Origin of the sequence: Sphingobium sp. JS3065, assembly GCF_026427355.1 — a bacterium.
GTDB lineage: Bacteria > Pseudomonadota > Alphaproteobacteria > Sphingomonadales > Sphingomonadaceae > Sphingobium.
Genome location: NZ_CP102666.1, coordinates 81,623 through 103,052, shown reverse-complemented (window position 1 = coordinate 103,052; position 21,430 = coordinate 81,623). Strand labels below are relative to the sequence as shown.

Here is a 21,430-nt window from a genome sequence, read left to right as displayed (position 1 = left end):
TGGCGCCGGGATTGCGACCGGGTGCCGCGACGAAACACGGCCCATTACAGGCACGGACCGGCTTCAACCACGGGCCGAGAGGCTCGCGGCGAACTGCGTAACCATCACCAGCCGCGCTCCATCGACCTCCAATATCGGGTCAACCGCGCTGCAGGCTCGGGGCTCGGTCCATCAGCAGCAAGGGGGCGACGAGACGATCGTTGAGAGCACCGAGCAAATTCGCCAGACAAGCGAGAACGAAAGGACCGCCATTCTTTCGACGGTACATGTCGACTTTCGCCGTCGGAATTGACGGCTCCTGGCTTAGCTGCAGCCCATCCTGTTCGACGTAGCTGTTGGAGCTTTCCAACGCAGAGGCATTTTCCGTCTTCCATATGCGCTCCCGCTTCCTGACTATCAGCCCAGCCTCATGCGCACGCGAGATATTGGTACCCAGCCGCTTCGCTTCGGCGACCAGCGATATATCGAGCGGCACATTGGTTGGCTTGCGAGTCTGCCCTGCAGATTCACGTTCCTACTACCCGTCGCAGCCCCCTTCACGCGCATATCTATGCCCGTGAAGGGCCATCAGCCTGCGGCCTGGCATCGAACATCCGGGATCGAATCCTTTTCAGAACCTTGACGAATGGGACATGAAGTCCTGAAATAGCGCAATGGGCAAATATGACAGCTTGGGCGCTTTCCTCAAACGCTGGAATATCCGGTACGACGCGGAAGGCGTCGAACTGACCTTCGCGCAGATCGAAGGCATCATCAACGCGCTGCTGCCCAACGCTGCGGCAAAGCCGGGCTGGTGGCAGGTCGACGGCGCCTCCGGCCGTCTGGCTCCGCATCAGCGGGCGTGGGTCGATGCAGGGTTCGACGTAATCGCCGAACCGCATGCGGAGCGCGTCTATTTCAAGAAGCGACCAAAGTGATAGTACAGGGGCTTCCGCTTGATACTGTCTCGCCGGTTGGCGTTGCGGCCCCGCGTTTCAAGGACAACAATGGTTCCAAGAAGGGTGTTGAATTGAAGAAATCGGGTATTGGCGATATCATGCGCGGTCGCGACGACCTCCTCTTCTTTTCCAGCAGCCGCTATCGCACTCACCTGTCAAATCCCTGGCGCGGCGGACAACATGTTTTCAATAGGGCAGGCTAAATGATGTTTGCGTCTCTTCTTCTCATGGCCGCAGTAACGTCATCTGAAGCGATAGGCGCGTGGAAGGTCTCAGAGAATGCGGCCGTCATGACTGACAAACGCAAATCGGAAGGGACCGTCTATTCGAAGGACGGGAACGCGATCCTATCTTTCGCTTGCTCGGATTCGAACCGCGGTAGCGCGCCAGTCCGCTTCAGGCTTATAACCGATAAATTTCTCAGTGCTCCCAGCAGCCTTCAAGGACGCGGAAAGGGGGAAATAATGTTCCAGATCGATGGAGAACCGGCGGAAACGCTTAGGTGGTATTATGGCAAGCATTCCGCCTTCACCCTGGGCATGTCCGCCGTCAATGAGTTTGGAGCCCTCCTGAACGGCGGCAAGGAGCTCCTTGCAACAGTCTCTACCTATCGCGGCCAACAAGTTCATTCGGTATTTGACATTTCCGGAGCGTCTAAAATGATTGACCGGGTCAAGCTACTGTGCCGACAGGATGCGTGATCGGGCCAATGACCCGCCTCAACGCCTGCGGTGCCGTTAGAGGCGGCGTCGGGAGCGGCTGTCCATCGGAGTGCCTGTGCAGCAGGTTCAAGATATGGGTCTTTGGTCGGAACATTCGCATCCAGCGCCATGGCCGGCCCAAAACGAATGGCGCCTGAATATCGATCAGCCGTAGCAGTGGTCGCTCGGTGATCTTTTTCCGCCCGCCACCTCTCTTAGATGCGAGCGCGCTGATGCCTCCTGGATCCGCGTGCCGAAAACGGCCAAATAGCGATCGCCGCCGTTTCATGGGGACCGCCGGCTAAGCGGTTGCAGACTGCCGCAATGCCCAAATCGGCGTCAGATCGTCGGTCGCGGACTGATAAGCCCCGGGATAGCGACTCAGCGCCGCCTCGACAGCAACCGGATCGAAGGGATTGTCAGGCTCGAAACCGTCGAACCCGCAGCGACGCATGAAAAACAGCAGATCGACCAATACGTCGCCGACCGCCCTGATCTCGCCGGTATAGCCCGCCTCCCGCAGGATGCTTGCGCTCGAGAATCCGCGGCCATCGCGGAAGCGTGGGAAATCGATCTCCACAAGACGCACGCGATCCAGCACCGGCAACAGCATCCGGACGTCGTCGCCTGCCTCGAGAAGAACCGAGGTCGCATCCTTCTGATCGAGAAACGCATCCAGGGTGACGCCGGGCTTATCTGGAGCCGGATCGTCGCGAAAACGCAAGAGATCACCCATAGATCGCCTCCTTGAACGGGTCCATTCCTACCCGGCGGTAGCAATCAAGAAAGCGTTCGCCCGGCTCGCGGATCTGACGGTAGCGCTCGATGGTACGCTCGACCGCATCGACAATGCCGGTTTCGTCGAAACCCGGACCCGTAATCCTGGCCTGGGAGGCATCTTGCGCCCCCGACCCGCCCAGGAGCAGCTGATAATGTTCGGTCCCTTTGCGATCGACGCCCAATATGCCGATATGCGCCGCATGGTGATGGCCGCAGGCGTTGATGCAGCCCGAGATCTTGATCTTGAGTTCGCCCAGATCCAGCTGCCGGTCCAGCTCGGCAAAGCGATCCGCAATCTGCTGCGCGACGGGGATCGATCGCGCATTGGCCAAAGTGCAATAATCAAGGCCAGGACAAGCGATGATGTCCGTGACGAGGTCGAGATTGATGCCCGCCAATCCTGCCGCGTCGAGCGCTTTCCAGACGGCGTGAAGATCCTGCCTGCGCACATGGGGCAGCACGAGATTCTGGACATGGGTAGAGCGCAGATCATCGAAGCTGTAGCGCTCGGCAAGATCGGCCACCACCTCCATCTGCTCCGCCGAGATGTCGCCGGCGATCCCGCCGACAGGCTTCAGGCTGATATTGACGATCGCATAACCGGGCGCCTTATGGGCCTCCACCTGCCGATCGACCCACAAAGCGAAATCCGGATCGGAGCGATCGATCGCTTCGGCGAGACCCGTCTCGAACGGCGGCGGTTCGAAATGTGCGGCGATACGGTCATATTCGGCCTGCGGGAAATCCCGGCCCAGCGTCAGGAAATGCTCGAACTCGGCCTCAACCTGGCGGCGAAACTCATCCTCGCCGAGTTCATGCACGAGAATTTTCATGCGCTGCTTGTGGATGTTGTCGCGCCGCGCATGGCGATTCCACACGCGCAGGATCGACTGGATATAGGAGAAGATCTGGCCAGCCGGGCAAAAGGGGCGAATGAGAAAGGCAATAAAGGGTGTGCGGCCCATGCCGCCGCCGGCATAGACCTCGAAGCCTCGCTCGCCCTTCTCATTCTCGACGATGCGCAGGGCGCAGTCGTGCCAGCGCAAGGCCGCGCGATCCTCCTTTGCTGCGATCACCGCGATCTTGAACTTGCGCGGCAAATAGCTGAATTCCGGATGAAAGGTGGTCGCCTGGCGGATCAGTTCAGCCCATGGGCGCGGATCGCAGATTTCGTCGGGAGCAGCGCCAGCATAATGGTCGGCCGACAGATTGCGAATGCTCTCGCCGCTGGTCTGGATCGCGTGCATTTCGACCGTCGCCAGTTCCGCGAGGATGTCGGGCGCCTCTGCGAGCTTTATCCAGTTATACTGGATGTTCTGCCGCGTTGTGAAATGCCCATATCCTCGGTCATAAGTACGCGCGATGTGCGCCAGCTTGCGCATCTGCCTGGAATTGAGCGTCCCGTAAGGAACCGCGACCCGCAGCATGTAAGCGTGGAGCTGGAGGTACAGGCCGTTCTTGAGCCGGAGCGGTTTGAACTGGTCCTCGCTCAGATGGCCCTCGATCCGGCGGCGGGTCTGGTCGCGAAACTCCTCGACACGGGCATCAACCATGGCCTGGTCATAGTCATCATATTTGTACATCAGATCGGCCTTGCGTCTGGATCAGACAACAACATGGCCTCATCAATGTCCGATAAGAAAATGAATATTAATGCGGTTATCTATAACTTTCTTTATTGCATACTCCCTGTCGCCCAGGGATCCCTGGGCAATCAACATTCCGTCTTCCGTGCTGAAACGGCGCACATTTCGTGACTGAAACAAAAGGCATTGCACCAGCCGGCCAAGCGATTAACCTGGGTTTAAAATACAATCGGAGGAGGTGTCATGATACGGAAGCTGAGTGCAGAGTTTTTCGGCACATTCTGGCTGGTATTCGGCGGCTGCGGTTCTGCGGTGCTGGCAGCGGCCTATCCCGACCTTGGCATCGGCTTTGCAGGGGTCGCGCTGGCATTTGGCCTTACGGTTCTCACCATGGCCTATGCGGTCGGCGGGATCTCAGGTGGGCATTTCAACCCGGCGGTATCCCTTGGCCTTGCGGCCGCCGGCCGCTTCGCGTGGAAGGATCTGATCCCATATTGGATCTCTCAGGTCATTGGCGCAGTGGCCGCAGGTGCGGCGATCTATGCCATCGCGTCGGGCAAGGCGAACTTCGAGGCTGGCGCGTTCGCGTCGAACGGCTTTGGCGACCTGTCTCCCGGCGGATACTCGCTGCAGGCAGCTGTGCTCACCGAAATCATTCTGACGGCGGGGTTTCTGATCGTCATCCTCGGATCCACGTCGCGGGCCGTTCCCGGAGGTTTCGCGCCCCTGGCCATCGGCCTGGCGCTCACTCTCATCCACCTGGTCTCGATTCCGGTCACAAACACTTCAGTCAATCCCGCCCGCTCCACAGGCGTAGCGCTCTTTGCCCAGACAGACGCGCTCGGTCAGCTCTGGCTGTTCTGGCTTGCGCCACTGGCCGGCGGGATCATCGGCGCCCTGATCTGGCGCCTGCTTCTTGCACCCGAAGAATCCCTGGCGAACATCGGTGGCGACAGCGCAGATCATTGAGCACAAGGGCACACACGATCTGCCTCTCGGCCTGGGATGACAGAGCCCATGCGAAACAATGCAAAGGAGTGTCCAGATGAGCCTGATAGACAGTATAATGAAGACCATTGCCGGTTCACCCGGCGATATTGCGAACCTCGCCAACTCGCTTGGGATCGATCCCAAAATGGCGGAAACAGCCATTCTGGCCCTGGCCAAGGCGCATCCCATGCAGGGGGACACGGTGGAACTTGCCTCGGCAAGCACGGGCGTGAACAGCGCGGTTCTTGGTCAAATCGTCAGCGCCATTGGCGGTGAGGGTTCGCTTGGAAATTTCGCAACCATGCTCGATGCTGATGGCGACGGCAATCCGCTTGGCGACCTGGCGGGAATGGCAGGAAAACTCTTTGGTCAAAAATAGGCCATCCCCAGACCAGACGGCGTCATCCGCCATGCCGCATGCGGGCAGCGAAAGATAGGGGGCGCATAATCAGTATCGTCCTGATCTGAATGGGCCGTGAGACGGACAAACCATAGGATGGAGGCAATTTTGGCTCACTATTTTGAAATAAAGAAGAACAAGTCTGGCGAGTTCGTTGCATATTTCAAATATAATAATGAATCCATATTCTGGACCGAAGGATATTCTTCGAAAGCTTCCGCCAGGAATGCCATTGAATCGATCCTGAAAAACGGCCCCGCCGCAGAAATTCGAGAAGCCGAATAAATCGAGCCTTGTCTCTCCCCCATCGGGGACGTCAGCAGGAGGAACATCATGGGTTGGGTCATTGCACTGATCGTGGGCGGCATTGCCGGCTGGCTTGCCAGCATGATCATGAACCGCGACGCCTCGATGGGCATTTTCTGGAACATCGTCGTCGGTTGTGTCGGATCTGTCATCGGCAACCTGATCGCCGGCGTTATCGGCATCTCCGGGACGGTCAAAGAGTTCTCGATCACGGGCCTTGTCATTGCCGTGGTCGGCGCCATTGTCCTACTCGGCATCGTGAACCTGATTCAACGCGGTAAAGTGCGATAACCCCTTCAGACTTGAGCAGCACGCGTCGAGGCAACCGCCGTACTGGCTGAAACATGGATCGCTGCTTGCCTCAGCGGCAACCCATTGGGGAGGCGCCATTCCTTCATCGGTGCTTGCAAGTTTTCAGGTTCAGCGATGGCCAGCCCTTACGGATCGCTACCCAAGGCACCCATTCCCGCACCCCGGCACGGGGAGCGCTGGCATATCTTTCGATGATCGGCGCTGCGCAACGTATCGCTCCGGTGAGGGCCGCCTTGCGGTGATCGGCTGATATTTCGAGATGGCATCGGTGCAAGCGTCGGTGTTTGCACCGATACTAAGGACGGTGCGATGAGCCAGATCACAGTAATTTCGGGGCCGGAGCGGCGGCGGGTATGGACCGACGAACAGAAGCGGCAGTTGGTCGCGGCGATTGCGGCGCCTGGGGCGAACGTGGCGGAGATCGCCCGCCGTGCTGATCTGCGGCCGAACCAGATTTACAGGTGGCGGCGACAGATAGAGCAGGCAGCGCGGGGCTTTGCCGAGGTGCAGGTGCAGGTGCACCCTGATCCGGCGCCGGCCATGGGATCGGCGATAACCGTCGAGTTCGAGCGGGCGATTGTGCGCATTCCCGCTGGTGCCTCGCCTGGACTGGTGTCGGCGGTGCTGCGGTCGGTCAAGCCGTGATCCCAGTTCCCTCTGGCGTTCGGATATGGATCGCAACGGGGCACACGGACATGCGGCGCGGCATGCGCAGCCTGGCCCTGCAAGTGCAGCAGAGTTTCGGCCGCGATCCCTTTGCCGGCGATCTCTACATTTTCAGAGGACGGCGCGGCGATCTTTGCAAGATCATCTGGCATGACGGCGTTGGCATGTCGCTTTATGCCAAGCGCTTGGAGCGCGGGAAGTACATCTGGCCCTCGGCCGTGGACGGCGTGATCGCCATTTCCCCCTCGCAGATGGCCTGCATGCTGGAGGCGATCGACTGGCGTAATCCGCAAGCCACATGGCGCCCGACATTGGCCGGATAGAAGGTCAAGATTGCCTAAAAAGCTAGGGATTCCGGCGCTTTTCTGCTATACGCGCCGGCATGGGGGACGAGGCGCAAGCACAGATCAATAGCCTTCGCGAGCGGCTCGCCGCTGCGGAAGCTGTTGCCGCTGAAGTCGCCCGCATCAAGGCGATCAACGCCGACCTGGAAGCCCGTAACGCCCTTCTCGAACTGCAGAACGAGAAGATGCGCCGCACCCTTTTCGGCCAGCGATCGGAACGCACGCGCCATCTGCTCGATCAGATGGAACTGGCCTTCGAGGAGTGCGAGACCGCTGCCAGCGAAGATGAGCTCTTGGCTGCGCTGGCAGCAGCGAAGACCAACGTCGTGCCTTTCGAGCGCAAGCGGCCCGCCCGCAAGCCCTTGCCCGAACATCTGCCACGCGAACGCGTCGTCATCGCCGCGCCCGAGGCCTGCCCCTGCTGCGGCTCGGATCGGCTGTGCAAGCTGGGCGAGGATATCACCGAGACGCTTGAGGTCGTGCCGCGCCAGTGGAAGGTGGTCCAGACCGTTCGGGAGAAGTTCTCCTGCCGCGATTGCGAGAAGATCACCCAACCGCCAGCGCCGTTCCATGTGACGCCCCGCGGGCTCTTTGGACCCAGCTTCCTGGCGATGCTGCTGTTCGAGAAGTTCGGCGCGCATCAACCGCTTAACCGCCAGCGTGATCGCTATGCCCGGGAAGGCGTGGACCTGAGCCTTTCCACTCTGGCCGATCAGGTCGGCACCTGCACCGCCGCGCTGATGCCGCTCTACCTACTGATCGAGGCCCACGTTTTGGCCGCGGAGCGGTTGCATGGCGACGATACGACGGTGCCAGTGCTGGCCAAGACCAAGACCGATACGGGCCGGATCTGGACCTATGTCCGTGATGACCGGCCTTTTGGCGGACCAGCGCCGCCAGCGGCGATCTTTCATTATTCCCGTGACCGCCGGGGCGAACATCCTGTGGGCCATCTGCGCAGTTGGAGAGGCATCCTTCAGGCTGATGCATATGCTGGCTACAACACGTTGTTCCATGCCGACCGCCTGCCGGCGCCGCTGACGCGTGCTTTATGCTGGAGCCACGCGCGCCGCTATTTCTTCGAGCTGGCCGATATCGCCGCGCAGCTCAAGAAGCGCCGCAAAAAGGCCGTCATCTCGCCACTGGCAGTCGAGGCGGTCCGCCGTATCGACGCGATCTTCGACATCGAGCGCGCCATCAACGGCAGACCGGCACAGGAGCGTCTCGCCCTTCGGCAGGAACTCAGCGCACCGCTGGTTACCGATCTGGAAGAATGGATGCGCGACAGCCGGTCGAAGCTATCGAAGAACAGCGATGTGGCCGAGGCCATGGATTACATGCTCAAGGCATGGCCCGCCTTCGCAGCCTTCCTCGACGACGGCCGTATCTGCCTCTCGAACAACGCGGCGGAACGGGCGCTCAGAGGCATAGCATTGGGAAGAAAATCCTGGCTCTTCGCTGGTTCAGATCGCGGAGGTCAGCGCACCGCCTTCATGCTGAGCCTCATTGCCACGGCGAAGCTCAACGACATCGATCCGCAGGCCTGGCTCGCCGATGTGCTCAGCCGCATCGCCGACATCCCCCAGAACCGTCTCCACGAATTGCTGCCATGGAATTGGCGCGCCGCCGAAGATCAACGCGAAGCCGCCTGATCCGCGGCCTTCACCGAATGCCTACTGCGCAACCTGTGTATAGAGACCCACGATTCCAGGCATAGCGATCGTGGCCGCCAGGCCGAATGGCACGGCTTCATCGATCGGGCTGCAGGGAGCCGGATCGTGCTGGCAATGCCTGGGCAAGGAGGCGAATTTCGGCCCGAATGTAGCTTGCTGGCGATCCCGGGGGGAAAGGCTCAGGTGGCCAGGGGAAATTTTGCCTGGCCCGCGGGGCGTTGTCTCGGCTGGTCTGGTGTCAGCCTCAGCAGGGGCTTGGTGGGATCGCTCGCCATTTACACATCCGGGCCGCACGCGCGACTTCCATGGCTCAAGGTCTCTTGCGAGCACACCATCGATACTGATCTCCCCAAACCCAATATCTGCCGGCGCTTCACGTTCTGACACAGGTCGGCGACCTCTGCTCTGTCATCATTCACCGGACCTGCCTCATACCGCGACGGTGAACGATATTCGTAGAAGCATTTTTCTGTGATAGGTATTCGCAGATCGTGAACGCTCTTCGCAACGCGGTCTAGATCAAGTCTCGCTTGAGCCTGCCCTTGCCCTGACCCGCGGCGCCTTCGCCCCTCCTGCCGGATTCGTGACAGCCCTCGTCACTTCCGAAAGTGTTCGACATGGGTCTCTGCGGTGCGCCCGAAATAGACGACGCGCCGACCCAGGAAAGAGACGAGGTATCCCGCACAGCCGGCCGCCTTCACCTTTTCGCAGAAGGCGACATAATTGTAGTCGGCAGGGTTTGCCTGCGCCCATCGCACCAGGCGCTCCACCTCGCTGGCATCGAAAGCAGCGGCGACCGGGTTGTCGGAGGGCGAAATGTCGAGCTCCAGACTATCTCCGTCAGGCAGATAGAATGTCTGCCTGTTGCGGCGATAGTCGATGGCGTACCCCTCGAAGCCGGCTGCAAGCAGTTTGCCGACGATCTCTGGAAAGCTCAGGCTTCCGTCGTGAGCAGCCTGCAGACAGGTTGCGGCAATAGACGTTCGTTCCGCGTCCATGGCGGATTCCTTTCCGGGTCATGTTGAATACGGCCGGAGGTCAGTCCACCGGGGTTGCCGTGAGACCGCGCCGTTCGGCGAGAGTTCGCAATATTTGGCCGAGCGTTTCGTGCTCATCCTCTGTCAGGACGCCGAAGAATTCGGCGTCGTTTTCATCGGCAAACGATGCCAGAACAGGAATCTTGGCTCGTCCCTCTCTTGTCAGGGAGAGGCTGTGAGCGCGCTTATCGTGTGGGCTTTCCGTCCGCTCGATCAGTCCTTTTACCAGCAGCCTATCTGCAAGCTTGCTGATCGCCCCCTTCGTCATGACCATCCTGTCGGCCAGAACCGATGGGGACGTAGGATCTCTCTCGTAAAGCGCCCGCATGAAGGACCATTCGGCCACTGTGACGCCTTCGGTCTCGACCTTCCGGGCGAACCCTTGCGAAACGGCATTCGACACCATGCGCATCCAGAACCCGGTATGATCAGCTAATTGGGAGACCGAAGGCATGAATCGCTCCATTTGTTGACTAGGAAACAATCACAATCTAGTTTCCTAGTCAACGATTATCTTGGAGCCGAAAAACATGGTCGTTTTCGCGATTGTCGCCGAGAGACGCTGTTTTACTCGCGCGCCAACCCCCTCGTTCCGTTCGATTGTCAGCCCTCAACTTTCTGACAAGGGTCGTAGCATGCGTGGACTGAGCGACGACGCATTCGGCCAAGGTGATCGAGCGTTTCGGTCCATAGCGCCTGCGTCAATTGAGCAGCGGGAAGCGGCCGGGCCATGCGAAAGGCTTCGCCAGCCCAAAGCGCCATGAAATCGGGGGATCCAGAAGGCTCCGAGGCTGCACGCAGGGGTGCGAGCGCGCCACCCGCCAGGGGAAAGGCGGGCACGTCGTTGACCATCGGGCTTTGTTCACGCATCAGGCGATTGATGATCCCTCGAGCCGGGCGGCCAGTGAACAGGTTAGTGATCGCGGTCTCGTCAGCCTGTGCGCTGCATAGCCGCTCGAGATGCACAGGCGACAGTTTCGCTTCGGGAGTGCGGAGAAAAGCCGTCCCGATCTGAACCGCCGACGCTCCCAGCGCCGCGGCGGCCACAATTCCACGCGCGTCAGCGATACCGCCCGCTGCAATGACCGGCACGGACACCGCGTCCGCTATCTGCGGTACGAGGGCCATGGTGCCGATCTGGCTGGAGACATCATCCGTCAGGAACATGCCGCGATGCCCGCCCGCCTCCGAGCCTTGGGCGATGATCGCGTCGCATCCCTGCGCCTCAAGCCATTCCGCCTCCCGAACGGTTGTCGCCGATGAAATGATCTTTGCGCCCGTCGCGCGCACGCGTTCGAGCATCGACGCCGCTGGCAGACCGAAATGGAAGCTGACCACCTGCGGGCGCCATTTCTCCACCATCTCGCAACCCTTTTCGTCAAAGGCTGCACGATGCGATGGTTTGACCTCAATGTCGGGATCGAGGCCGAGCGCCAGATAATAAGGCCTCAGCCGATCCCGCCATGCCGCCTCGCGCGCCGGATCAAGGGCTGCGGGAGCATGGCAAAAAAAGTTGAGATTGACCGGCTTGGAAGTCGCGGCGCGAATCCTGGCCAGCTCAACATCCACCTGCCCGCTGTCCAGCAGCGCGCATGGAAGCGAACCCAGCCCACCTTGCTGCGAAACGGCGATCACCATGTCGGCCATTACCGGCCCGGCCATTGGCGCCAGAATGATCGGAACGTCGATGCCGAACAATTTGGTGATCCGATTATCGGGCCAATGGGTCATATCTACCGTGCTCCTTCACGCCAGGAAAAGATCGGACGTCCTGCAAACCGGCTGATGGATCCTGCTCCTGACCCAGCCACCAGCCCGGGATCGACGAACGGGACGCCAAAAACCTTGAAAGCGGCACAAAGCTGACCGCAAACGTCGGGCACACCCGGCTTCGCTATCGGCAGTTCGGATCGCCCAGCCGTTCTGCAAGCTCGCACTGAGCCAGGAAGTCGCGCATCATGTAGATCACTGTCTCGCTATTTCCCAGGACGATTGGCGCTGGGTGGGTGGGCAGGTGCGCCCATATCAGCCCATCTTTCAGGCTGAACAGGACGGCATCGGCGAAAGGTCCAGTGCTTCTATGCATCGTTACGCTTGTTCCAGGACGGATTCCGGCACATGTTTGCGCGCTGGTTGGCCAATCACACCGTAGCTCTGGCGATACCCCATTATTCCGGCGCTTATATGATTTGTTCATTTACCTCGCAAGCCACGGGCGACCTAGACTATTTACCAGAATCGATCACCGCACTGGGCATTCGCCGCGGACGGTCAGATGAAGCGCGGGGCAGTCATTGCGCCATGGCGCATTCGACCTTTGTTGCTGCCGGGATGTCGGCGGAGCTACGATGGAAGCTCCAGCCCTTTTCCCAGGCGTCGCCGGTACAGCGAAGCGCGGACACGGCAGACTACACGCGACGTCGTGGGTCAGTCTAGACCTGGAAAAATGCCGCAGCCGTCAGCCCCTTCCATTATCCAGGACGGATCGCGCTCATCTCGCCGACGATGCGCTCCGCCAGCGCTTCGAACGGGACGGAATGACGCGGCGCCAGGCGGGACGCGGTTATCCCAAGCTCATCGGGCGATGACACAAATCCCGCGACCTTTCGGGCGAAGACGACCTTGTTTGCACCGCATTCGGTTGGCACCGCAAGGACATTCTCTCCAAAGCTTCGCCGAATGCGGGCTATCGGACCAATATAATCAGCCTCCCGGTCCCCGCAAAGATTGACCACGAGCAGGCCGCCCGGTTTCAACCGATTGTAGCAGTCGTTGTAGAAGCGCTCGGAACAAAGCTGTGGCGACTGGCCGTCCCCATCGAAACCATCGACGAGAATGACGTCGGGCCGCGACCGGTCAATCTGGACATGATCGGCGCCATCGGCACAATATATGCTAAACCGGTGATCGTCGTCAGGAATCCCGAAGCGGGCCCTCAGACCAATCACGTCAGGATCGATCTCGACGGCAACAATCCGGCTGTCGGGCAGATAATGGTAGCAGTATTTTGCAAGGGATCCGCCACCAAGGCCGATCATCTCGATCGCGCCAGGTGCCTCATGGAAGAGGAGAAATGCCATCATCATCTGCGTATAGTCGAAGATCAGCCGAACCGGATCGCTGATCCGCATCCCGCTCTGGATAATGACGGAATTGAACAACAAGGTCCGCATATCCCCAAGGTCGAAGACCAGCGGCCCGTCGGCTCCGATCGGCGCCGCCAGCGCAATGTTGATCGGCGGAGGGAACTGTCCACATTCGTCACTGTCGGGTGCTGAATAAGGCGCATAGTCACCTTGCGCGCCGCTGTCATGGGAATCAGCGAAAAGGTCGAGGACGCGCACGACATCGTCGCTGTAGACGCCCAGCCGATCCCAATCGAATTCCTGATCGGAATGGTCAGGCACGCCATCGCTCGCAGCGGCTGGTCCACGGCAAAGGACCGACGTTCACGTAGCGCAGGCGCAGGCCATTGCCAGCCGTACGGGGATATGCGACCGACCCGGTCGCCAGCGTTGTCACGGCTGAAGAACTCAGTTCCCGACGCGCTCGATAACCAGGGCTATCCCCTGGCCACCGCCGATGCACATCGTGATCAGCCCATAGCGGCCCGCTACTCGCTCCAACTCATACATCGCCTTGATGGTGATGATCGCTCCGGTCGCGCCGATCGGGTGTCCAAGGCCGATACCACTGCCGTTGGGATTGACCTTGTCGGGCGGAAAATCGAGCAGCTTGGCCACGGCGCAGGCCTGGGCCGCGAAGGCTTCATTGGCTTCGATCACATCGATGTCAGCGAGCGTCAATCCAGCGCGGCGCAGCGCGATCGGCACGGCCTCAACCGGCCCAAGTCCCATGACCTCTGGCGCGACACCGGCATGTCCCCAGCCGACGATGCGCGCCATGGGCGTGAGGCCGCGACGCCGGGCTTCCGCCCCGGATGCCAACACGAGCGCCGCGCCGCCGTCATTCAGACCGCTGGCATTTCCCGCCGTCACGGTCCCCCGGTCCTTGCGGAAAACAGGGGCCAGGGCGGCAAGATCGGCAGCGCTTACCTCGGCACGAACATGCTCGTCGCGGCTGAACGATTTGACGGTTCCGCGTCCCTTGATCTCAACCGGCACGATCTGGCTCTCGAACCGGCCTTCGCTCTGCGCCCGCGCCGCGCGCCGATGGCTCTCAATCGCCAACGCGTCCTGCATCTCGCGTGTGATATCATATCTCTCCGCGATATTCTCGGCAGTAACCCCCATATGCCCCGCGCCGAAAGGATCGGTCAGTGCCGCCGTCATCGCGTCGACCATCGCTTCATCGCCCATGCGCCGCCCCCAGCGCAGGCCTTTGACGACATGAGGCGACTGGCTCATGCTCTCCACGCCACCGGCAACGACAATCTCGCACTCCGAAAGAGCGATCATCTGCGCGGCTGAAATAACGGCCTGTACGCTCGATCCGCACAGGCGATTGAGTGTGAGAGCCGGCGTCCGGTCCGGGATGCCCGCTGCCATGGCGGCCACCCGCGAGACATACATGTCGGCAGGTTCACTTTGAATGACCTGACCAAGCACGACGTGCTGAACATCATGAGGCTGAATGGCCGCACGCCTGATCGCCGCATCTATGACAATACGTCCCAGTTCCGCAGGAGCGACGCCTTTGAGGCTTCCGCCAAAATCGCCGATCGCGGTGCGTGCTCCAGATAGAATGACGATGTCCTGCAAAATCCCGCCCCTTCCCGATTTGCCAGCGCCGCGCCGAAGCAGCGCCGCAATAAGTCATGCCAAGAATGATGTCTAAAACATCATGTTTAATCCTTAGCATTTCACAAGGCATGTGTATAGGCATGACAGCCATCGCACGGGAGCCGCCAGCAGAGCCTGGATGGTGTGCTCCCAGCCGCTCCCGCTTACGCGAGCGAACAATGATCGAAATGGAGCTGGTCGTTTCAGGCTTGGCGGCATTTGCCGCCGACGGACCAACGATCAACGTGCTGCTGCAGCATGACGGGGCTGCCCAGCGGTGCGAGGCGATGGCGCAAGTAGCCCCAATAACGCAGAGCCAAGGTCGACGAGGCCGGGAAAAAGGCGGGCGCGCGCCAACTTATACGCAGCCCAACCAGCGTTATGAAGTCGCCGACGCGAAGCACCCCAGGGATGCGACCGGGTCAGCAGCCGAGCGCCAGCCCGGCCCAACCGCGTCGCTCCCGAGCGAGCGGCCGGTCCCGCACATCAAAATATCCGGCAGCTTCACCCGCGTCTCGGAAAGAAGGCGGGCAGGGAATGCGAGCAGATTCCCGGCGCAATTTTCCGCCCTGGCGTCGCAATCACGGTGCCTTCGTGGATCCTCCGCAGAGCTGCCGCAGGGTGCTCTGCATGTAACCCAGCGTTGAAGGCGCGGCGTGTCTACGCTCCAGCTTCGAACGACCCTGAGGGGCGCAACACCTGGAACCCCTCCGGCGATGGACGCCAGTCCTCGACCATTTGGGCGGACGCCTTTCCACTCAATGGATTAGATCCGACGACCGTTGGCCAGGCACTGCCTGGGCGGCGGCGCCTGGCCTCGAGGCGCCCTATTGTCTGCGGATTACCCGGTTCGTTGGCCTGGCTCGAGAAATCAAGGGCGCGGAGCCCCTTTCTTAATAGCCAGTGTCGTTACCGTAGGTGAAACGCCGAAGCTGGCCCGAACGTTCGTTGTTCATCCGCGCCTCGCAGCGGAGACGAGTGGACTCCCGCTCAGCTGGATCGAGTGATGCCTGCGCTGCCTCAACCTTGCAATCGGCCGTTTTCTTCTTGATCCACGCGCGCTGGAGAGAGAGGATCTGGTCACGCTGGTCGGACGGGATGGAGCCCCAGATGGCGTTGATCGTCTGGGTCGAGAGGTCGAACTCTGCCTTCGCCTCGCCCAAAGTGGCCTGCTTCTGCTCGGTAAGCGCCGCCTGTTCCTGCTGCTCGGCCAGTTGCGTCTGCTGTTGCTCTTGCTGGTGCGATTGCTGCACCATCTTGTAGCCAAGGTGGCCGCCCAGGATTGCGCTCACGAACGTCGGCGCCGCATCGGCATTCTCCAGTTCGGAATAGACTTTCTCGCCATCGTCCGTCGGCTGGACATTGAAATCGATGTCCATCGTGAATGCATTGGCCTCGCGCTCGGCGCCGCTGTTGTCCGCAAGCTCGGACACCTTGTTGACCCCCTGCAATTCGCGGGTTTTGTCGGCGTCCGTGATCATCGCGTCGGGGAAGACGATCTTCAGCTTCCCCGTGCAGAATTTCTTCGTGCTGTTCGGATCTTCCTTCGAGGTCCGTACATCCTCGATCAGGAATTTGATCTGGTCGAGCGCCGCGCGGATTTTCGACTTCGAGATAACCGCACCATAGGCTTCCTGGCTACCAGCAAAGATGGTCTTCTCGACCTCGTCCTTGATGATCGAGATGGTAGTGTCCTGCCCTGCTGCCGATGAACAGCTCAGTTTTTCGCCGAATGGGCTTCCCACATTACCGCAGCCGGCCAAGCATGCGCTGGCAAGCAAAAGCCCAACAACCGAACGAACCATCATTACCCCCGTTTTTTTGAAGACGCCCCTGCCTAATCTCGTGACGGTTATGAAATTATGTAGATCGGTTCGATGCTCAGTCCCGTGCTGGATTTGACGGTCCAGCGATAGCCGGCGCAGAAGGGATCCGTACCCCCCCCAGCGGCCTGTCCTCCGATGTGGCGTCTGAGGGGATCGATCAGCCTGTCGGGCATGGTGCGGGATGGCCCCGGCCAGCGCTCACTGCGGATGAATGGTGATCAGCCAAAGGTCCGGCGGCGCCAGCATCCTGATGGGCAAACGGCTGGTGCCAACCCCGCCCGACACCACCATGGTCCGGGCGCCCTCACGATAGATGCCGCAGGCATAGCGCGTACCGTACCGGGACGGCACGTTGACGATGCCGAGGAATGGGAAGGCGACCTGCCCGCAATGCGTGTGTCCAACCAGGGCAAGCATGGGCTGATCCGGCAGCTGGGGAAAAACATCTGGCCCGTGCGACAAAACGACGCGAACCCCGCCCAGGGCCTGCATCTGCTCGAGCGTGCCGGGGATATCCGGTCTGCCGGTATAAATATCGCGCAGCCCTCCTAGTGCGAGCGGACCGCGGCGCACGGCCTGATTGTCAAGCAGACGGATGCCGATCGCGGCGAACAGGTCATGCCATTGACGCCGGTCAATGCGCGAATGGCTCGGGCTGTCGTGATTGCCCAATACCGCCACCACCCCCAGCCTTGCCCGCAAACGGGCAAATGGCGCGATGCTTGCAGCGGGCCCATAGGCGCCGCCGCCCTTCGCGTCCGCTATATAATCACCACCAAGCACGACGAGATCGGGCTTGAGCGCATTCACCTGATCCACGATGCGCGCCATGCGCTCGGGACTGTTTTCAGGCCCCACATGCGTATCGGTCATGAGCGCGAGCGTTATCGGCTGACGATGCGCGTCCTTCGGAAAGGGCAGGGCGATCTCCAGATGACGGACGACCGGCATCGCCCGGGCGTTGCCGACCAGCCGAAGGATCACCCCTCCCATCATGGCGAAGAGCAGCAACAGCGCCCCCATCAAGCGCCAGCTGAAGGGCTGTGCCATTATCCGGCCGCTTTTCGCGCCTGCGACTTTTCCCGGAATTGTTCAGCCCAGCCCGGCTTTTCTTCCTGAAGTGGACGGACGAGGCAAAGGGCATCGGCGGCCACATCCTGCGTCACGACGCTCCCCGCCGCGACGATGGCTCCATTTCCGATACGCACCGGCGCCACCAGGGCGCTGTTAGACCCGATGAAGGCGCCCGCGCCAATTTCGGTCCGGTGTTTGCGGAAGCCATCATAATTGCAGGTTATGGTGCCTGCACCGACATTGGCGCCCTCGCCTATCTGCGTGTCCCCGATATAGGACAGGTGGTTTACCTTGGCGCCTTCGCCGAGCCCAGCCTGCTTGATCTCGACGAAATTGCCGACCTTGGCCTTGCTGCCGATCGCCGCGCCGGGTCTTAGCCGGGCATAGGGGCCGACCTGTGCGCCCTTGCCGATGGTGGCGCCTTCGATGTGCGAGAAAGCATGGATGGTCACGTCCTCCGCAATCGTGACCCCAGGTCCGAAAACCACGTTCGGTTCCACCACGACATCCCGGCCGAGCACTGTGTCGTAGCTGAAGAATATTGTTTCGGGCGCGATCAGCGTAGCCCCGTCCCGCATGGCTTCAGCACGGCGGCGGTCCTGCCACAAAGCCTCGACCCCGGCCAGTTCCACCCGGCTGTTAACGCCAGCGACTTCCCAGGCCTCCGCCTCGATCACGGCACTTGGCGCGCCAGGCAGCATGACGATGTCGGGGAGATAATATTCGCCCGCAGCATTATCATTACCGATCCTGTCGAGCAGCCCAAACAGGTCGGCCGACCGAACGGCCATCAACCCCGAATTGCAAAGCGTCACCGCGCGTTCGGCAGCATCGGCGTCCTTATATTCCACCATTTTTTCAATGACGCCATCACCATCGGCTATGATCCGTCCATAGGCCGCAGCATCCGCTGGCCGGAAACCGAGCACAACCGCTCGCGGCTGGTCCTCCCGGTTGAGGCGCTCGAGCATGGCCGCCAGCGTCTCCGGCCGAACCAGCGGAACATCACCATAGAGAATGAGAATGTCGCCCGCAAAGCCGCCAAGCGCATCCCGCGCCTGCGCTACCGCGTGACCGGTCCCAAACTGCTCTTCCTGAACCACGATTCTCGCGTCCGTCTCGGCTATCGCTCTTTGGACCTGCTCGCGTCCCGCGCCGACCACGACGATCCGCCGCTCAGGCTGGAGCTCCCCGACGCTGGCAAGCAGATGCAGCAGCATGGGACGGCCGGCGACAGGGTGCAGCACCTTGTGCCGGGCCGACTTCATGCGCGTGCCCTGCCCTGCGGCAAGAATGATGACGGCAAGTGGGCGAATGAGGGTCACGATTGATCGCATCCTTTTGGAAAGGGACCAGGAATCGGAGCGTCTGTGCCATGTTTGACTTGCCATTGCCACCGCAGACGCGGCGGAAATCTCCTACGGGGGTACGAGCTCAGGATTCCAATTTTGCGATGAAGCGCGATTGCCCAGCGAATGTTTGAACAGACTGCAGGCACGCAAGGTTCGGCAAAGCCGGAACTCACCGCATCGAACGCGCCTCCATGGTCACTCACCGTCAGGAGCGACCGCCACCGCTCCCCACTGGAGGGTAGGCCGTCACCATCAGGAGTCAGCATAGGCCATGGCGCATAGACCGATTGCCGGGGCGCGGGCATCGGCCCGGCAGATCTCCCCGCTGGCCCACGAGCCACAGGATCAGCAATGCACTCGCTCCCTCGGGGCAAGCCGGCCGCGAGCGATGAGAGAAGGCAATCACGTTCCGCAAATTTGCGGGGCGTCAGGCTCATTTCCAATGAGAAGGAAAGCAGCAGAAGATCAGAATGGCTTTTGGCCAGGCCATTTTTTTGCGCTCTCGGCGGACGAGCCGTCAATTGCCCAAATGGGCCGTTGTGCTTGGGACAGCCGCAACAAAGGGGGACAGTGATCGATTCACCAATGACGGCCGCAAGGTCCAACGACGGTCAAATCGACTGTTCAAAAAGCCTCAGCGCCGCAGCCCATCTCTCATTCAGCTGCAACCATATAATTTCGCCGCGGGCCCCTCATGCTTACACGATGACGGGAGGTCCAACCCAGCTTCAGGCGCGATGGGCGCCATCGGCGTTCCCAGCTGCGATACTGATCCACGGCATCGGCGGCCTTCATCAATCGGCGGCCGACCAACCTGGCCAGATCAGATGTCACGAAAAACTGATGCGCGCGGCCAGAGCCTCCTTCAGTATCTGAAATCTCGATCCTTATGGCGACCAGCGATGATGCGGGGGCGACAAATGAGCGGCTCACAGCCTCCGCCACAATCGATCCGCTTTCTGTGACTTCCCAATCGACGTCAGCCATCCGCGCCTCTTTTCCGATTCGTATATGAATGCTATGAAATAGAGGATAGGATCATCTTTCAATCCTTTACAACAGGATATGATTGCTCCGACTGCTTATGGTTCTTCACCATTTATCAGCCAAGGCGTCTCATGTTGAATGCACAAGAGCTGGTCAGACAATATGGAGCGCACGCTCCGCCCTATGTGGAGCAGCTGATCGCCCTCGCCTTGTCCCGGCACGATGACGTGGGAGCGCTTGAATTGTTCTCGATTCTGGAGGAGGTGGAAGAGACGCTGAGACCTGGCTGGCACCCTGCTGCCCGCTGAAAATGGGAACCATCCCGCTATTCCTGGTCACAAGAACCACGGCTTGTCCTCATGAACCGCACAAGGCGGAAGCATGAAGTCAGCCCAAATATGCGTTCGCATCGCGGCTCAAGTTCAAGGCCGGCATCTTGCTGATCAAATCTGCCGGCTTTGCCTGCCCCTGGTGCCTGGAGCAGGGATGGGTTGCGATCCGATCGCGTCGGATTAGCTTTTGCCCCAGCGCATCGCGCGCAGAAGTGGGAACCCGCTTTTGCGCAGAAGCGATGCGACAACCAAGAATTAGAGCGTGCGTCCTGCGCCTGATTCAACGCATGCTCTACGCGGCACCGCGGACGGATGTCCGATCAGGAATATATTTGCTTCATTTGAGCGCTTCCCTTGTCCGCCGTCCGAGACGAAAATTGCTTCGGGCCCGCTCCGATGAATGGAGAGGAAGATCTGCGCAGACAAATCCGGCGATGAAAGCCCTTCGCTGTCCATCATTATGCTCGATCACGCCTACAAGCGCACGAGTTATCGCTTTTAGATCGCTGTTATTCATGACTGCCGCGTAGAAAATTATCATATGATAGCAAGGGAACGGACATTCTCTCTTCCCGGTCTTTATTCCTGCGCCATCGGCAGAGACTGAGATGATGACGACCAATTGCCACGCCTGTTTCGGCCTGCGCATGAACGCAGCAGGACATGCATCATGCACAAGCCGGGCCAGCGCGACGAACGAGCCTCAAGCCTTGCCGGCCTGGGCTGTCAAGGCGAGCATCCGGCGGGCGACTTCGCGCCAAAGTTCCACGCCGCCCATCTCCCCCTGCATCGCCAGGGCCCCGATACGCTCAGCGACCCGCAATGGGGCCTTGTCGCCATGGTGACGAAGCAGCGTGGCCGCCATCCCCCAGAGCTCCTGATCGCGTGTCATGCCCGTTCGATACGGTCGACCGCCAGAATGTCGAATCCGTTTCTCGTGCCCGTCACTTTCACCCGCATACCCAGCAGATGCCTGTATCGCCTCCGGATTTCCAGCCGCCACTCGCCACCATCGGGCATGCGCAAAATGGGAAAGGTTCCATTTTCCAGCAAAATGCCAACAAGGTCATATCGCATGGGCCGATGCATCATTCACATCCTATGCCGTCACCGTCGCGGTCCAGGTGGCGTCCATAACCCGGTTCGCCAACCCTGACAGGGGCCGCGCCAGCAGCGCGCGCTGAGGCACAGTTGGGAAATGCCCCTCCACCACCGGCCAGAGCCTGGCGGCGGGTCGCTACGGATTCTCCGCGATGGCAGTGATAGCCGCCGGTTTTGCGGTCATTATGGCAACCCTGCGCGTTCAATCCACCCGGATGGGCCGCGACCAACGATGCAGGAAAGGCAATCAGGCTCGCGAGAATAAAGCCGGCCCGCATGACGA

General features: G+C 60.5%; 24 protein-coding genes. 9 read left to right on the top strand and 15 right to left on the bottom strand.

Annotated features, from left to right (window positions below; all coding sequences use genetic code 11):
* Window positions 1-139: 139 nt before the first annotated feature.
* Window positions 140-475, bottom strand: a complete 336-nt coding sequence (locus NUH86_RS24790; RefSeq protein WP_323749048.1) for a type II toxin-antitoxin system CcdA family antitoxin — start codon at window positions 473-475, stop codon at window positions 140-142.
* A 178-nt stretch (window positions 476-653) separates the two neighbouring features.
* Between NUH86_RS24790 and NUH86_RS22500 the strand changes: the two genes are divergently transcribed.
* Together NUH86_RS22500 and NUH86_RS22495 are read left to right on the top strand one after the other, a co-directional pair.
* Window positions 654-917 (top strand): toxin-antitoxin system, antitoxin component, encoded by a 264-nt coding sequence (locus NUH86_RS22500; protein WP_196227565.1) that lies wholly within the window; start codon window positions 654-656, stop codon window positions 915-917.
* A gap of 485 nt (window positions 918-1,402) precedes the next feature.
* Window positions 1,403-1,639 (top strand): hypothetical protein, encoded by a 237-nt coding sequence (locus NUH86_RS22495; protein WP_196227564.1) that lies wholly within the window; start codon window positions 1,403-1,405, stop codon window positions 1,637-1,639.
* Window positions 1,640-1,940: 301 nt separating this feature from the next.
* Here NUH86_RS22495 and NUH86_RS22490 read toward each other — a convergent pair whose 3' ends face one another.
* Together NUH86_RS22490 and NUH86_RS22485 are read right to left on the bottom strand one after the other, a co-directional pair.
* Window positions 1,941-2,375: a DUF934 domain-containing protein gene (locus NUH86_RS22490; protein ID WP_267253143.1), complete on the bottom strand. Its 435-nt coding sequence runs from the start codon at window positions 2,373-2,375 to the stop codon at window positions 1,941-1,943.
* Complete coding sequence (locus tag NUH86_RS22485; protein WP_267253142.1) at window positions 2,368-4,002, bottom strand: nitrite/sulfite reductase; 1,635 nt, start codon at window positions 4,000-4,002, stop codon at window positions 2,368-2,370. Before NUH86_RS22485 ends, NUH86_RS22490 begins: the two co-directional genes overlap by 8 nt.
* A gap of 246 nt (window positions 4,003-4,248) precedes the next feature.
* Here NUH86_RS22485 and aqpZ point away from each other — a divergent pair, with 246 nt between their 5' ends.
* The 7 genes from aqpZ (at window position 4,249) to tnpC (ending at window position 8,675) form a co-directional block, all read left to right on the top strand.
* Entirely contained in the window at window positions 4,249-4,974 is a 726-nt protein-coding gene (gene aqpZ / locus NUH86_RS22480; RefSeq protein ID WP_196227562.1) for an aquaporin Z, read from the top strand.
* 76 nt (window positions 4,975-5,050) lie between these two features.
* Window positions 5,051-5,374 carry a hypothetical protein gene (locus NUH86_RS22475; RefSeq protein ID WP_267253141.1) on the top strand — a complete coding sequence of 108 codons (324 nt, stop codon included), beginning with the start codon at window positions 5,051-5,053 and terminating at the stop codon, window positions 5,372-5,374.
* Window positions 5,375-5,503: 129 nt separating this feature from the next.
* Window positions 5,504-5,680, top strand: coding sequence for a YegP family protein (locus NUH86_RS22470; RefSeq protein WP_196227714.1), 177 nt, complete (start codon window positions 5,504-5,506; stop codon window positions 5,678-5,680).
* 48 nt (window positions 5,681-5,728) lie between these two features.
* On the top strand, window positions 5,729-5,992 hold the full coding sequence (locus NUH86_RS22465; protein ID WP_267253140.1) for a GlsB/YeaQ/YmgE family stress response membrane protein: 264 nt from the start codon (window positions 5,729-5,731) through the stop codon (window positions 5,990-5,992).
* 330 nt (window positions 5,993-6,322) lie between these two features.
* Window positions 6,323-6,658, top strand: a complete 336-nt coding sequence (gene tnpA, locus NUH86_RS22460) for an IS66-like element accessory protein TnpA (protein ID WP_267251095.1) — start codon at window positions 6,323-6,325, stop codon at window positions 6,656-6,658.
* Window positions 6,659-6,720: 62 nt separating this feature from the next.
* Entirely contained in the window at window positions 6,721-7,002 is a 282-nt protein-coding gene (tnpB, locus tag NUH86_RS22455; protein WP_061940009.1) for an IS66 family insertion sequence element accessory protein TnpB, read from the top strand.
* A gap of 59 nt (window positions 7,003-7,061) precedes the next feature.
* Entirely contained in the window at window positions 7,062-8,675 is a 1,614-nt protein-coding gene (gene tnpC / locus NUH86_RS22450) for an IS66 family transposase (protein WP_267251094.1), read from the top strand.
* Window positions 8,676-9,292: 617 nt separating this feature from the next.
* Here tnpC and NUH86_RS22445 read toward each other — a convergent pair.
* The 12 genes from NUH86_RS22445 to NUH86_RS22390 form a co-directional block, all read right to left on the bottom strand.
* Complete coding sequence (locus tag NUH86_RS22445; protein ID WP_196227559.1) at window positions 9,293-9,694, bottom strand: DUF1398 domain-containing protein; 402 nt, start codon at window positions 9,692-9,694, stop codon at window positions 9,293-9,295.
* Window positions 9,695-9,734: 40 nt separating this feature from the next.
* Window positions 9,735-10,187: a MarR family winged helix-turn-helix transcriptional regulator gene (locus NUH86_RS22440; RefSeq protein WP_267253139.1), complete on the bottom strand. Its 453-nt coding sequence runs from the start codon at window positions 10,185-10,187 to the stop codon at window positions 9,735-9,737.
* 149 nt (window positions 10,188-10,336) lie between these two features.
* A complete protein-coding gene (locus tag NUH86_RS22435; RefSeq protein WP_267253138.1) occupies window positions 10,337-11,464 on the bottom strand; it encodes an NAD(P)H-dependent flavin oxidoreductase in 1,128 nt (375 codons plus the stop codon).
* Between the two features lie 740 nt (window positions 11,465-12,204).
* Window positions 12,205-13,140 (bottom strand): spermidine synthase, encoded by a 936-nt coding sequence (locus tag NUH86_RS22430; protein ID WP_267253137.1) that lies wholly within the window; start codon window positions 13,138-13,140, stop codon window positions 12,205-12,207.
* Between the two features lie 126 nt (window positions 13,141-13,266).
* Window positions 13,267-14,454 carry a beta-ketothiolase BktB gene (gene bktB / locus NUH86_RS22425; protein WP_196227555.1) on the bottom strand — a complete coding sequence of 396 codons (1,188 nt, stop codon included), beginning with the start codon at window positions 14,452-14,454 and terminating at the stop codon, window positions 13,267-13,269.
* A gap of 914 nt (window positions 14,455-15,368) precedes the next feature.
* Window positions 15,369-16,220, bottom strand: coding sequence for a hypothetical protein (locus NUH86_RS22420; protein WP_267253136.1), 852 nt, complete (start codon window positions 16,218-16,220; stop codon window positions 15,369-15,371).
* Window positions 16,221-16,499: 279 nt separating this feature from the next.
* Entirely contained in the window at window positions 16,500-17,324 is an 825-nt protein-coding gene (locus NUH86_RS22415; RefSeq protein WP_044663598.1) for a metallophosphoesterase, read from the bottom strand.
* 26 nt (window positions 17,325-17,350) lie between these two features.
* Window positions 17,351-18,643, bottom strand: coding sequence for a bifunctional UDP-N-acetylglucosamine diphosphorylase/glucosamine-1-phosphate N-acetyltransferase GlmU (gene glmU / locus NUH86_RS22410; protein ID WP_044663599.1), 1,293 nt, complete (start codon window positions 18,641-18,643; stop codon window positions 17,351-17,353).
* A 738-nt stretch (window positions 18,644-19,381) separates the two neighbouring features.
* The gene (locus NUH86_RS22405; protein WP_157009883.1) at window positions 19,382-19,714 is read right to left on the bottom strand and encodes a hypothetical protein; all 333 of its coding nucleotides are present in this window, start codon (window positions 19,712-19,714) and stop codon (window positions 19,382-19,384) included.
* A gap of 1,035 nt (window positions 19,715-20,749) precedes the next feature.
* Entirely contained in the window at window positions 20,750-20,938 is a 189-nt protein-coding gene (locus tag NUH86_RS22400; protein ID WP_196227551.1) for a DUF6961 family protein, read from the bottom strand.
* Window positions 20,935-21,123, bottom strand: a complete 189-nt coding sequence (locus NUH86_RS22395) for a DUF5818 domain-containing protein (protein ID WP_267253135.1) — start codon at window positions 21,121-21,123, stop codon at window positions 20,935-20,937. The genes NUH86_RS22400 and NUH86_RS22395 overlap by 4 nt, the downstream gene beginning before the upstream one ends.
* A gap of 11 nt (window positions 21,124-21,134) precedes the next feature.
* A complete protein-coding gene (locus NUH86_RS22390; RefSeq protein ID WP_267253134.1) occupies window positions 21,135-21,425 on the bottom strand; it encodes an excalibur calcium-binding domain-containing protein in 291 nt (96 codons plus the stop codon).
* Window positions 21,426-21,430: the final 5 nt, after the last annotated feature.